The sequence below is a fragment of the Dactylosporangium sp. NPDC005572 genome, from assembly GCF_040605515.1.
Lineage (GTDB): Bacteria > Actinomycetota > Actinomycetes > Mycobacteriales > Micromonosporaceae > Dactylosporangium.
The window spans coordinates 36,950-50,282 of sequence record NZ_JBEXCY010000072.1 but is presented as its reverse complement, the minus strand read 5'-3'; the positions used below and the strand labels follow the sequence as shown (position 1 = coordinate 50,282).

At 73.8% G+C, this 13,333-nt stretch carries 10 protein-coding genes; 2 read left to right on the top strand and 8 right to left on the bottom strand.

Annotation, left to right across the window (positions count from 1 at the left end; translation table 11 throughout):
* Positions 1-111: 111 nt before the first annotated feature.
* On the bottom strand, positions 112-2,214 hold the full coding sequence (locus ABZS66_RS29940) for an MMPL family transporter (protein ID WP_354763412.1): 2,103 nt from the start codon (positions 2,212-2,214) through the stop codon (positions 112-114).
* Between the two features lie 109 nt (positions 2,215-2,323).
* A complete protein-coding gene (locus ABZS66_RS29935; protein ID WP_354763410.1) occupies positions 2,324-5,584 on the bottom strand; it encodes a BTAD domain-containing putative transcriptional regulator in 3,261 nt (1,086 codons plus the stop codon).
* 103 nt (positions 5,585-5,687) lie between these two features.
* Between ABZS66_RS29935 and ABZS66_RS29930 the strand changes: the two genes are divergently transcribed.
* Positions 5,688-6,344, top strand: coding sequence for a hemerythrin domain-containing protein (locus ABZS66_RS29930; protein WP_354763408.1), 657 nt, complete (start codon positions 5,688-5,690; stop codon positions 6,342-6,344).
* Positions 6,345-6,359: 15 nt separating this feature from the next.
* Here ABZS66_RS29930 and ABZS66_RS29925 read toward each other — a convergent pair whose 3' ends face one another.
* Positions 6,360-6,740, bottom strand: coding sequence for a hypothetical protein (locus tag ABZS66_RS29925; RefSeq protein WP_354763406.1), 381 nt, complete (start codon positions 6,738-6,740; stop codon positions 6,360-6,362).
* 19 nt (positions 6,741-6,759) lie between these two features.
* A complete protein-coding gene (locus ABZS66_RS29920; protein WP_354763404.1) occupies positions 6,760-8,217 on the bottom strand; it encodes an amino acid permease in 1,458 nt (485 codons plus the stop codon).
* A 92-nt stretch (positions 8,218-8,309) separates the two neighbouring features.
* Here ABZS66_RS29920 and ABZS66_RS29915 point away from each other — a divergent pair, with 92 nt between their 5' ends.
* Positions 8,310-9,623: an FAD/NAD(P)-binding protein gene (locus ABZS66_RS29915; RefSeq protein WP_354763402.1), complete on the top strand. Its 1,314-nt coding sequence runs from the start codon at positions 8,310-8,312 to the stop codon at positions 9,621-9,623.
* Here ABZS66_RS29915 and ABZS66_RS29910 read toward each other — a convergent pair.
* Genes ABZS66_RS29910 through ABZS66_RS29895 form a run of 4 tightly spaced genes read right to left on the bottom strand, consistent with a single transcriptional unit; the run spans position 9,582 to position 13,306 of the window.
* Positions 9,582-10,160 (bottom strand): ATP/GTP-binding protein, encoded by a 579-nt coding sequence (locus ABZS66_RS29910; RefSeq protein WP_354763400.1) that lies wholly within the window; start codon positions 10,158-10,160, stop codon positions 9,582-9,584. The genes ABZS66_RS29915 and ABZS66_RS29910 overlap by 42 nt on opposite strands.
* Complete coding sequence (locus ABZS66_RS29905) at positions 10,141-10,521, bottom strand: DUF742 domain-containing protein (RefSeq protein WP_354763398.1); 381 nt, start codon at positions 10,519-10,521, stop codon at positions 10,141-10,143. Before ABZS66_RS29905 ends, ABZS66_RS29910 begins: the two co-directional genes overlap by 20 nt.
* The gene (locus ABZS66_RS29900) at positions 10,511-10,933 is read right to left on the bottom strand and encodes a roadblock/LC7 domain-containing protein (RefSeq protein WP_354763396.1); all 423 of its coding nucleotides are present in this window, start codon (positions 10,931-10,933) and stop codon (positions 10,511-10,513) included. The genes ABZS66_RS29905 and ABZS66_RS29900 overlap by 11 nt, the downstream gene beginning before the upstream one ends.
* Positions 10,934-13,306: a nitrate- and nitrite sensing domain-containing protein gene (locus tag ABZS66_RS29895; RefSeq protein WP_354763394.1), complete on the bottom strand. Its 2,373-nt coding sequence runs from the start codon at positions 13,304-13,306 to the stop codon at positions 10,934-10,936.
* Positions 13,307-13,333 lie beyond the last annotated feature (27 nt).

The following is a 13,333-nucleotide window of genomic DNA, read 5'->3' as shown; positions in this document are numbered from 1 at the left end:
CAGCGTGACGTCCCCCGGAAGCGTCGACGCCGCGAGGGCGTCGCGCAGCCGCCCGCCCCCGCCGGCCCCCGGCCCCCCCCCCCCCGCGGGGGCCCCCCGGCCGGCGGTGTGTCAGGCGACCGGCTCCAGCGGGCGGACCGGAGCCGTGTGGTGCTCCACGTCGACCTTCGGGAGCAGGCGGTCCAGCCAGCGCGGCAGCCACCAGTTGGCCCGGCCCAGCAGGGTCATCGTCGCCGGAACCAGGACCAGCCGGACCAGGGTCGCGTCGATGAATACCGCCACCGCCATGCCCACGCCCGTCATCTTCACCGTCACGTCCGGGTCCAGGGCGAACCCGACGAACACCGCCACCATGATGGCCGCCGCGCTGCTGATCACGCGCCCCGTGGCGGACAGGCCGCGGGTCACGCTGCCGTGGGCGTCGCCGGTGCGCAGCCAGTCCTCGCGGACCCGCGACAGCAGGAACACCTCGTAGTCCATCGACAGGCCGAACAGCACGGTGAAGAGCAGGATCGGCACCCAGCTCGACACCGGCACCGAGTGTGGCAGGCCGACCGCGCGGGCGCCGGCGTCGGACTGGAAGACGGCGGTCATCACGCCGTACGCGGCCGCGACCGAGAGCAGGTTCATGACCGCGGCCTTCACCGCCACGACCGGCGCCCGGAAGAGCACGGTGAGCAGGACCAGCGACAGGGCGACCACGAACGCGACCACGATCCACAGGCGGCGCGCGAGCCGGTCGGAGATGTCGGCGAACACCGCCACCAGGCCGGTGACAACAGCCCCGTCCGGCAGGACGTCGGCGCGCAGGCGGTCGAGCAGTTCCGTGGTCCGCTCGTCCTGCGGGCCGGTCGTCGGCTCGACGGCGATGACCGCCGCGGTGCCGTTGACCGCCGGCGGGGCCACCGACGCCACGCCGGGCACGGTGCGGATGCGGGCGGCGAGCTCCTCGGGGTTGCCGGCCCGGGTGACGTCGACGGCCACCAGCAGCGGGCCGTTGGCGCCCGGGCCGAACTCGGCCTCCACCAGGTCGTACGCCTGTCGCGTGGTGTTCGACACCGGCTGGCTGCCGGCGTCCTGGGGCCAGGTCCGCATGCCGAGCATGGGCGCGGCGAGGCCGGCGAGCACGACGAACGACAGCAGCGCGGCGAGCACCGGCCGCCGGCTCACCCGCTCCGCCCAGCGGGCCGTGACGCCCGGCCGGTCCGGACCGGCGGCTGAACCGCGCCGGACCCGCCGCGGCAGCACCCGGCGGCCGAACAGCCCGCACAGCGCCGGCACCAGCGTCACGGCCGCGATCATGACCGCGCCGACGGCGGCGAACGTCGCGTACCCGAACGACGAGTACACCGGCAGCGTCGCGAGCTTCAGGCCGAACAGCGAGACGAGCACGGTCAGGCCGGCGACGATCACCGACGCGCCCGCGGTCGCGTTGGCCGCGGCCGCCGCCTCGCGCGGCGACAGGCCGGCCCGCAGGCCCTCCACGTGCCGGGCGACGAGCAGCAGCGCGTAGTCGATGCCGACGCCGAGCCCGACCATGGTGGCGATGGTGGGTGCGGTACCGCTGATGTCCGTGACCCGTTCCATCAGCGCGATGACCGCGGTCGCGACGCCGAGCCCGGCTATGGCGACGATGAGCGGCAGGCCCGCGGCCACGACCGAGCCGAGCGCGAAGACCAGGATCAGCAGCGCCACGACGATGCCGACGGCCTCGGCGGTACCGCTGGGGGCCGAGATGTTCTCGGCGACCTGCCCACCGAACTCGACCTGCACCCCGGCGTCCTCGAGCGGCTGGGCGGCGGCGCGCAGCGCGTCGACACCCTCGGTGCCGGTGAAGTCGGTGACCGGGATGTCGTACTGCACGGAGATGAGCGCGGTGTCGCCGTCCTGCGACAGCCGCGGCGCCGAGACGACCCCGGCGCCGGGCATCTCGCCGAGCCGGGTGCGCAGCGTCTCCAGCGCCGCCGGGTCGAGCCGGCTGCCGGAGTGGACGACGACCCGCGCGTCGGCGCCGGACATCTGCGGGAAGTGCTCACGCAGGAACTCGGTGCCGGCCTGCGACTCCGTGCCGGGGATGTTGTAGTCGTCGTGCGGGGTGCCGCCGAACGACATGGACAGCGCGGTGAACGCCACCAGCGCGATCAGCCAGGCGCCGATCGTGCGCCAGGGGTGGGCGGCGGCCGCTCCTCCGAGCCGGCCGAGCAAACGGGACATGGTGTCAGTTCTCCTCGGTAGGTTTCGAGGTTCACCCTCACCCGGACCGCTTTCGAACGACTTGGAGTCCACTAACTGCCGACTGGACCGGCCGCGACCTCCGGAGCGGTCAGGCCGCGCTCGCCTCGGCCGTCCAGTGCGGAGAGTCCCACCGCCGGGCCACCTCCACCGCCAGCGTGCGGTGCTCCGCCGCCTCCTCGTGGCGGCCGAGCAGCCGGTACAGCTCGGCGAGGGTGAGCGCGACCGGCCGCAGCACGATCGATGCGCTGGAGTGGCCGGCGAGCTGGTCGCGGACGGGTGACAGCTCCTCGATCACGGCGGGGGCGAGGTCGGCCCGGCCGAGGGCGACGACGGCCAGGGCCCGGATGGTGTAGAAGGCCGACTCGAAGTAGTCGGGGCGGATCGGGTACCGGCCGATCGGGATCCTCCGCGCCTCGTCGAACCGGCCGGCGGCGGCCAGCACGAGGGCGAGCGCGTCGTCGGCGATCGGGCCCAGGGTCTGCTGCACGTACCGGGTCGGCTCCACGTGCTCGGCGAAGCGGCCCTGCGTGATGAGCAGCGTGGAGGTGGCGAGGAAGTGGAAGCCCTCGGCGTGCAGTGAGCCCTGCCGGAGCAGGAGGTCGCGGCACTCGTCGTAGTACCCCTGGGCGGCCGCGAAGTCGCCGGCGATGTGCGCCAGGCCGCCCTGGGCACCGACGCTGATCGCGAACGCCTCGCGCAGCTGGTAGGTGCGGGCGATCTCCCGCTGCCGCCCGACCGAGGCGCGCATCTCCGCAGGCCGGTTGGTCGCGGCGGCGCAGTTGCCCATGATCTGCTCGGCCAGCCACTGGTAGGAGACCAGGCCGTGCTCCTCGGCGAGGTCGCGCAGTTCCCGGCCGAGGTCGCCGCGCACCTCGGGCTCGCGGTCGAAGCGCAACGCGCGGGCCTGGGCGGCCAGGCCGAGCGCGCGCAGCTGCGGGTCGGCCAGGCCGCGGGACAGCTCGAGGGCCTCCTGCCCGGCCGCCGGTCCGCGCGGGTCGGCCTCGCCGTCGAGCTCGTTGACGAGCGCCTCCAGCAGCCGGCACCGGTCCTCCGGGGTGAGGTCGGCCCGGCGGAGCAGGCGCGACAGGAGGTCGACGATGCGGCCGTCGATCTCGCCGTACCGCCGGATCTGCCAGGGTGTGGCGACCTTCCACGCCGTCAGGGCGGCGACCAGCAGCTCGTCGCGGCCGGAGGCGACGGCGACGTCGACGGCGCGGGCGCGGGTCTCGCGGGCGGCGCCGATCGCGCCGGCCCGGGCCTGGGCGCGCAGCAGCCGGCCGAACAGGTCGACCCGCACCGCGTCGCTGCCGGCCGCGTCAAGGGCGGTGGTGAGCAGCTCGATCGCGGTGTCGTAGGCGTAGCGGCGCTCGGCCAGCTCGGCCGCCCGTACCGCGTAGTCGACGGCCAGCGGGGCGGTCTCCGTCGACGCGGCCCGCGCGTAGTGGTGGGCGAGGGCCGGGTAGTCGTCGGGGCGCAGCCGGCGGGCGCTGGTGGCCACCCGGGCGTGCATCCGGGCCCGGCGCAGCTGGGACAGGTCGGTGTACATCGTGTCGCGCACCAGGCCGTGCACGAACCGGACCCGCCCGGGCGCCGGCTCGGTGAGCAGGCCCGCGATCAGCCCGGCCTCCAGCGCGTCGAGCACGGTCCCCTCGTCGGCGTCGGCCGCCTCGACCAGCGTCTCGACGTCGGCCTCCCGCCCGACGACCGCGGCCAGGCGCAGCACCGCGACCGCCGGTTGGGGCAGCCGCGACAACCGGCGGCGCAGCACGTCGCGGACGCCCTCGGGCACCTCGGAGGTGGCCACGAGCGCGCCCTCCGACGCCAGCAGCTGGGCGGACTCACGCAGGTAGAACGGGTTGCCGCCGGTCCGCTCGGTCAGCGCCGCCACCGTCTCGGCGTCGACCGCCGTGCGGGCGAACGCGCCCACCAGGCGCTCGACGTCCGCCGTGCCCAGGCCGTCGAGCTGCACCCGGTGCGGTGAGCGGCGGGCGAGCGCGGCCATCGTCTCGGCGAGGCGCTCCCGGTTGTCGGCCGGCCGCAGGGCGGCCACCAGGAACAACTCCGGCATCTCGGCGACGCTGGTCAGCAGCAGCAACGTCTCGGCGTCCGCCGCGTGCAGGTCGTCGAGCACGATCGCCACCGGCCGTACCGCCGCCGCCGACCGCAGCCAGGCGACCACCGCCCGGTGCAGCCGGAACCGCCCCGCCGCCACGTCGGCGTCCGGCACCCCGTCGGCGTCGTCGAGCAGCGGCGCCAAGGCCGGCGCCAGCTCCCCCGGAGGTGTGTGCTGCTCCAGGCGTCGCAGCGCCTCGACCCAGGCCCAGGCGGGCGGGGCACCCTCGACCTCGGGGCAGCGGCCGGTCAGGACCAGCCAGCCGTCGCCGGCGAGCTCCTGGCGGAAGCGGGCGAGCAGGCTGCTCTTGCCGACCCCGGCCTCGCCGGTGACCAGCGCGATCCGCGGGCGTTCGGCGGCGGCTGCCCGCAGCGCCGCGAGCTCCGCGTCCCGCCCGACGAACAGCTCCTCGGGTGGGGGCTCCGCGACCGGCGCGACCGGCGACACGACGACCTGCGACAGGACGACCTGTGGCAGTACCTCGGTGCGCTGGGCGAGGATCGCCTGCTCCACGTCGACCAGCGCCGGGCCGGGATCGAGGCCCAGCTCGTCGGCCAGGAGCGTGCGGGCGCGGCGCAGTGCGGCCAGCGCGTCGGCCTGGCGGCCGGTGCTCCACAGCGCCAGGGCGAGCAGCCGCCAGTTCTCCTCGCGCAGGGGCGCCTGCCGGGTCAGCACCTCGGCCTCCGCCACCACCTCGGCGGCCCCGCCCGTGCGCAGGCCGGCGTCGAGGAGCAGCTCCCGGGCGACCAGCCGCAGCTCCTCCAGCCGGGCCGCCTCGGCCTGCGCCCAGGCCTCCTCGGCGAACTCGCCGTACGCGTTGCCGCGCCACAGCTCCAGCCCGGCGCGCAGCAGCAGCCGCGCCCGCCCCGGCTCGGCGGCGTGCACGGCCCGCGCCTCGGCGAGCAGCTGCTCGAACCGCCAGGCGTCGACGGCGTCGGCGGGCAGCCGGATCGCGTACCCCGGCGGCGCGCTGACCAGCAGCCGGGCGGGCGCACGGCGCTCGCGGGTGGGCTCCAGCAGCCGCCGCAGGTTCGACACGTACGCCTGGAGGGAGGCGATGGCCCGCGGCGGCGCCTCGCCGCGCCAGAGGTCGTCGATCATCCGGTCGACCGAGACGACGTCGCCGCGCGCCGACAGCAGGAGAGCGAGCACGGCCCGCTGGCGGGGGCCGCCCAGGTCGACCGCACCGCCTCTGTCGACCTCGACCTCGAAGGGCCCCAGCACGCGCATCAGCATGACGCGGGCCATGCTAACGCCCGCCAAGCCGCTTCCAAGACCGCTACAAGACAGTACGGCGACGGTAGGTCATCCACTTCGGTATCTGAAGGAGTCACCAGATATGACCGCCACCGTCGAACGCCCCTGGGTCCAGGAGATGGTCGTCGTCCACCGCGTCTTCCGGCGCGAGTCCCGCTGGCTGCCCGAGCTGGTCGGCCGCGTGGCCCCCGGCGACGTGCCCCGGGCCACGGCGCTGGCCGCCCTGGCCCGGGAGTACGTCGAGGGCCTCCACAGCCACCACACCAGCGAGGACGCTCTCCTGTGGCCGAAGCTGCTGGCCCGCGTCGACCTGGACGCCGAGCTCGTGCTGCGGATGGAGCAGCAGCACGAGGTGGTGTCGCATGGCCTGGACGACATCGAGGCGCTGCTCGCGTCGTGGGAGCGCACCGCGGACGCCGCCGCGCGCGACGCCCTGGTCGCGGCCCTGCGGCAGCACCGCGCCGACCTGCTCCTGCACCTCGACGAGGAGGAGACGTCGGTCCTGCCGCTGGTCGCCGAGCACATCACCCCGGCCGAGTGGGCCGAGCTGGGCGAGCACGCCCGGGAGAAGACCCCGAAGAACAAGCTGCTGTTCCTGATGGGTGCCCTGCTGGAGGAGGCGACCCCGGAGGAGACGGCCCGCTTCATGAGCATGATCCCGGTCCCGGCCCGGCTGCTGTGGCACCTCGTGGGCAAGCGCGCCTACGCCAAGCAGATGCGCGCCATCCGTACTCCCTGACTCCCTGACGCCTGGCTAGTTCGACGCGTAGCCGGGGAGGTCGTCGCCGCTCGACTCGACGCGGTCGACCTCCCCGTCGAAGTCGTCGTCGTGGTAGATCAGGTCGATCCGGCCGTCGTAGTCGCGGTCGTAGGCGACCTTGTCGATCAGGCCGTCGTCGTTGGTGTCCCACATGGCGATGTCCGTCCGGCCGTCGCCGTTCGCGTCGGCGAGCAGCACGTCCGCGTCGCCGTCGCCGTCGCTGTCGTAGCCGGCCGTCTGCACGTCGCCCGCCATCGGGTCCTCGGCCACCTCGGCGTGCTCCGCCTCGCCGAAGCCCGCCGACACGCCCTCGCCGTAGCCGGCGGAGGGGTCGGCCAGGTCGTCCGGGTCGAAGTCGAGATCGAAGTCGCTCATACTGTCAGCTTTCCAGCAGTCAGGAACGCGGCGCCACCCGGTCGTCGACCGTGGCCCGCCGGATGCCGTACACGAAGTACAGGATCAGCCCCAGCCCCATCCAGACGAGGAACCGGACCCAGGTCACGACCGGCAGGTTGAGCATCAGCCACACGCTGGCCAGCACGCTCAGCAGCGGCAGCCACGGCACGAGCGGTACCCGGAACGCCCGGGGCAGGTCGGGCCGGGTCCGGCGGAGCACGATCACGCCGAGCGACACGACGACGAACGCGAAGAGTGTGCCGATCGAGGTCAGCTCGGACAGCTCGGACAGCGGCACGAAGGCGGCCAGCACCATGACCACCACGCCGGTGATCGTGGACATCAGCCACGGCGTGCCGAACCGCGGGTGCACCCGGGCCAGGGCCGGCGGCAGCAGGCCGTCGCGGGCCATCGCGAACGACACCCGCGACTGGCCCAGGAGCAGCACCAGGATCACCGAGGTGATCCCGCAGACGGCGCCGAGGGAGATCAGGTCGGCGGCCCACTGCTGCCCGACCACGTTGAACGCCCTGGCCAGCGGCGCGGCGGTGTCGAGGTCGCGGTAGGGGACCATGCCGGTCACCACGAACGAGGTGGCCATGTACAGCACCGCGCAGATGACCAGCGAGCCGATGACGCCGAGCGGCACGTCCCGCTGCGGCCGGCGGGTCTCCTCGGCGGTGGTCGCGACGACGTCGAAGCCGATGTAGGCGAAGAAGACGATCGAGGCGGCGGCCACGATCCCGAACCAGCCGAAGTGCTGCGGGGTGATCCCGGCCAGGACCTGGAGCAGGGGTGCGGCGCCGCCGGACTCCTTCCCGGCGGGGGTGGCCGGCGGGATGAACGGTGCGTAGTTGACCGCCTTGATGAAGAACAGCCCCAGGCCGATGACGAACAGCACGACCGCCACCTTGATCACGACCAGCACGCCGGTGACCCGCCCGGACAGCTTGGCGCCGAGCACCGTGACCAGGGTCAGCGCGGCGACGATGAAGGCGGCTCCCAGGTCGGGCTCGGCCTTGTCGCCGGCCAGCCAGGCCGGCAGGTTCAGCAGGTCCTGGAGGTAGGCGGACCAGCCACGGGACACGACGGCGGCGCCGAGCGCGAGCTCCAGGCACAGGTCCCAGCCGATGATCCACGCGATGAACTGCCCGAGCGTGGCGTAGGAGAAGGTGTACGCCGAGCCGGCCACGGGGACGGTGGAGGCGAACTCGGCGTAGCACAGCGCGGCCAGTGCGCACACGACACCCGCCAGGGCGAAGGACAGCACGATGGCGGGTCCCGCGTTGCGGGCGGCCTGCTGGCCGGTGAGCACGAAGATGCCGGTGCCGATGATCACACCGACGCCGAACACCGTCAGGTCGAAGGCGGACAGGTTCTTGCGCAGCCGGTGGCCGGGCTCGTCCGTGTCGCGCATCGACTGCTCGATCGACTTGGTCCGGAACAACTTCGACATGCTGCCGACATGCCCGCAGGATCACGCGACTACACGTCGAGCCACTCGGCTAGTACGATTAAGTCTACCGGCTAGATAGGAATTGAGGCCTCATGCAGACGACCGTGGTGGTGGGTGGCGGGTGTAGCGGGGCGCTGACCGCGATCCACCTGAGCCGGGATCCCGGGCAGCGCCTCATCATCGTCGATCCCGCGGCCCGCGGCGCGCTCGGACGCGGCGCGGCCTACCGCACCACGGACCCGGGGCATCTGCTCAACTCGCGCGCGGCGGCGATGAGCGCCCTGGCGGACGTTCCCGGCGACTTCGCCGACTGGTGGCGTGAGCAGGACGAAACCGCCGGACCGGCCGATTTCGCCCCGCGCCGGGTGTACGGCGACTACCTGCAGGACCGCCTCGATCGGGTCGAGTTCACCCACGTGAAGGGCGTCGCCGTGCGGGTCACCCGGGCCGGCGAGGTGCTGCTGCGCGGCGGTGACCGGCTCGCCGCCGACCGGGTCGTGCTGGCCCTCGGCCACGGCGCCCCGGCCGGCCCGCTCGCGATCACCTCGGCCGTGCGGACGCATCCCTACTATGTGGGAAACCCGTGGAGCCCGGGCGCGCTCGACCGGGTGCCGGGCGACGAGCCGGTGCTGCTCATCGGCACCGGGCTGACCGCGCTCGACGTCGCCCTGACGCTCAGCGACCGCGGCCGGCGCGCCCCGCTGCTGGCCGTCTCCCGCCGCGGGCTGCTCCCCCAGCCGCACCTGGCCCGGCAGCCGGCCGCCACGAGCGGGTTCGAGTTCCACGGCAGCGACGCCGCCGGCCTGGTCCGGGCAATCCGGGCGTACGCGGCGAGCCAGCCCGACTGGCGCGCCGCCGTCGACGCCATCCGCCCGCGGATCGACGAGCTGTGGTGGCAGCTCTCCGTCGACGCGCGCAAGCGCTTCCTGCGCCACGTCTCCGCGTACTGGGAGGTGCACCGGCACCGGATGGCTCCCGAGGTCGCGGCCCGGGTGGCGGCACTGCGGGAGACCGGCGCCCTGCGGACGCGCGCCGCCGCGATCCAGTCCATCCGGCGCGGCGAGCGGGGCTTCGTGGTCACCCTGCTGCGGGCCGGGAGCGTCCAAGAGAGCGTCCCGGTCGGCGCGATCGTGAACTGCACCGGGCCGGGCGGCGCCGCGACCTCCACGCTCGGCCGGGCGCTGCTCGACGACGGGCTGGCCCGCCGCGACCCGACCGGCGTCGGGCTCGACGTCGACGGGCTCGGCCGGCTCATCGACCGGGCCGGCGAGCCCATCGAGCACCTGCTCGCGATCGGGCCGGCGCGCCGCGGCGCCTGGTGGGAGACGACCGCGGTACCGGAGATCCGGGCGCAGGCGGCGGCGCTAGGCCGGCACGTGCTTGAGCGTCATCACGTGCTCCACTAGCGCGATGAGCACGTCCTTCACCGAGCGGCGGTCCCGGGCGTCGCACAGCACGACGGGCACGTCCGGGTCGAGGTCCAGCGCCTTCGCGATCGCCTCGGCGCTGTGCTTCTGCACGCCGTCGAAGCAGTTCACCGCGACCAGGAACGGGGTGCCGCGGCCCTCGAAGTAGTCGACCGACGGGAAGCAGTCGGTCAGCCGCCGGGTGTCGGCCAGCACGACGGCCCCGAGCGCGCCGAGCGCCAGCTCGTCCCACAGGAACCAGAAGCGGTCCTGCCCGGGGGTACCGAAGAGATACAGCACGATGTCGTCGCTGATGCTGATCCGGCCGAAGTCCATCGCGACCGTCGTGGTCTTCTTGCCCTCCACGCCGCCGACGTCGTCGATGCCGACACCGGCGTTGGTGAGCACCTCCTCCGTCTGCAGGGGACGGATCTCGCTCACCGCGCTGACCAGCGTGGTCTTGCCGACCCCGAACCCGCCCGCGATGAGGATCTTCACCGCGAGGGGGATGTGGCCGTCAGAGCGCTCGGAGACCATTGACAACCGCCTTGAGGATGCGATCGTCGGGCCGCTGCGGCCCGACGGACTGGTCGTACTCCGGTTCGTGCATCTCGATGAGGCCCTGCTGGAGCAGGTCACCCAGGAGCACGCGCACGACGCCGAGCGCGAGATCGAGATGCGACGCGAGCTCGGCCACCGAAACCGGCTCACGGGTACGGGAGAGGATCGCCCGCTGCTCGGGCAGCAGGCCCACTTCGCCGGTTCCGTCGGCCCGGCTCACCACGAACGCGACGAGGTCGAAGGCCCCCACCGCCGGCTTGGCCCGGCCCCCGGTGACCGCGTACGGGCGCACCACCGGGCCGGCGTCGGAGTCCATCCAGTCGTGGTCACCCGACATCGTTGGGTATGCCTGTCCGCGACGGCGCGGTGAGGTACTGCCCGACCCGCGTCACGAGCATCGCCATCTCGTAGGCGATGACGCCGATGTCGGAGTCGGACGCGCTCAGCACCGCTAGACACGCCCCCTGGCCGGCGGCGGTGACGAACAGGAACGAGTTGTCCATCTCCACGATGGTCTGGCGGACGCCGCCGCCGTTGAACTGCCGACCGGCGCTGCGGGCCAGGCTCTGGAACCCGGACGCGACGGCCGCGAGGTGCTCGGCGTCGTCCCGGCCCAGGTCGCTGGACGCGCCCATGAGCAGCCCGTCGGCGGAGAGCACCACGGCATGCTGTGCCGACTCGACCCGCTCGACCAGGTCGTCGAGGAGCCAGTCGAGCTTGCCGGTGCGGCTCGTCGAGTGCGTCGTCACCTATGCGTCCCTTTCCGGAGTGGTTTCATCGCCGAGCTGCGCGGCGTCGCGACGCCCGCGCGTGAACCCGGCCTGCAGCGACGACATCATGTCCCGGGTCTGCTCGGGCGAGCGGCCGCCGACGCCGGTGGCCGCGAACTCGGCGGCCGGAACGCCGTCGACCGTCCGCTCGTCCTCCGGTCGCTCGCGCAGCTGCGGGACGATGCTCGCCTGCCGGCGCCGCCTGGGCAGCCCGTCGTCGGTGAGCTCCGGCGCGGCCGCGGTCCGCGGCGGCAGCTCCATCGATGGTGGCGGCGCCGGCGCCGTCTCCACCCGCTCGGCGATCACGTCGATCTGCGGGGCCGGGCCGACGTCCTCCAGCGTCGGCCGCACGACGTCCGCCGCGTCCAGCTCGAGCACCTCCTCGGCGACGGCCAGCTGCTGCTCGGCCGCGGTCGGCGCGGTGAGCTCCGCCGTGGCCCCGGTGATCAGGTGCGGCGGCACGAGCACCACGGCGGTGACGCCGCCGTACGGCGAGTGGCGCAGCGTGACCCGCACCCCGTGCCGGGCGGCGAGCAGCGCCACCACGAACAGGCCCAGCCGGGCGCTGTTGGCCGGGTCGAAGTCCGGCGGGTGCAGCAGCCGCTGGTTGGCCTCGTCGATCGCCTCGGGCGCCATGCCGAGGCCCCGGTCCTCGATCTCGATCGCGTAGCCGTTGGGCACCAGCTGGCCGCTGATCTGCACGCGGGTGTGCGGCGGCGAGTACGACGTGGCGTTCTCGATGACCTCGGCGAGGAGGTGGATGACGTCGGCGACGGCCCGGCCGACCAGCGACGCCTCCGGCAGGGCCAGGAACCCGACCCGCGCGTAGTCCTCGACCTCGGAGACGGCGCCGCGGATCACGTCGATCATCGGCACCGGGTTGCGCCAGCCCCGGCCGGGCGCCGCGCCGGCCAGGATGACCAGGTCCTCGGCGTGCCGGCGCATGCGGGTGGCCAGGTGGTCGACCCGGAACAGGTCCTCGAGCTCGTCCGGGTCGGTCGTGCGCCGCTCCATGCGGTCGAGCAGCGCGAGCTGCCGGTGCAGCAGCGTCTGGCTGCGCCGGGCGATGTTGAGGAAGACCTCGTTGAGGCCGCGCCGCAGCTGGGCCTCGTGCGCGGCCGACTGGACGGCGGTGCGCTGGACGGCGCTGAACGCGTTGCCCACCTTGCCGATCTCGTCCGAGCCGTACTCCAGGGGTGGCGCGGCGAGCACCACGTCGACCTCCTCGCCGTGCCGCAGCCGCCCGACCAGCTCGGGCAGGCGCACGTCGGCGAGGTGCTGGGCGTCGTGGCGCAGGCCGGTGAGCCGCCGGATGAGCGACCGGCCGATGCGGATCGACAGCGCGATCGACACCGCGACCGCGAGCAGGCCCAGGACGGCCGCGGCGACCAGCCGCAGCATGATGCGCACAGCGACCGGCTGGGCGTTGGCCGAGATCTGCGAGCCGAACTCCAGGTCGAGGTTGCGCAGCTGCTCGACCACCTTGTCGTAGGCGTCGCGCCAGACCGTCACGTCGATCGGCAGCGGGCCGTTGACCCGGGCCTCGGCAAGGAGCTTGTTCTCCAGGTCCTGCACCCGCTTGTACGGGTCGCTGTCCACGATCGGCGTCCAGAACTGCGCCCGCGCGTCCTCCGGCAGTTCGACCACGGCGTCGGCGTACGCGGTCCGCTTCGCCCCGATCGCGGCGATCAGGTCGGCGCTCTCGGTCTTCAGGAACTTCCCGGCCGCCGCCGCGCCGTTGACCAGCGCGTCCTCGCGGGCGAACAGCTCCCGCGCGCGGCTCGTCGCGATGACCGTGCGGGCGTTGCGGGTCAGCGCGGCGTCACTGATGCCGGGCAGCGAGTTGTACCAGCGGTAGAAGGCGTCGATCGGCGCCGCGTACGCGTCCATGGCGCCGGCCCGGTCGACCTGGCCGAGCGTGACCGCGGTCCGGCCGGGCTCGACCTGGTCAAGCGCCTTGAGCACCTCCTGGAGCCGGCCGCGGGCGATCTCCGGCAGCGCGTCCTGGAGGTTGTCGTCCTCGGCCCGGGCGCGGAAGTCGGCGATCGCCTGGTTGGTCTTGGCCCGCTGCTCGGTCAGCGCGGAGACGGCCGGCGACCCCTCGGTCCGCCCGGCGGCGATGGCCACCACCGACAGCTTGCGCTCACGCTGGAGCTCGACGATGACGGACTCGGACGGCTTCCCGGTGAGCTCGTAATACGTCTGGCTGTCGAACAGCTCGAACGCGGCTCCCGCGGTGAGGGTGGTCGCGAAGACCCACATCACGACGAGGGACGCCAACGGCGGCACCAGGAGGGTGATGATCTTCGCGCGGATCGACCACGTGCGGATTCTCCACGAGCTGCTCTTCATGCGGTCGGTCCTCGATGGGGGAAGTCG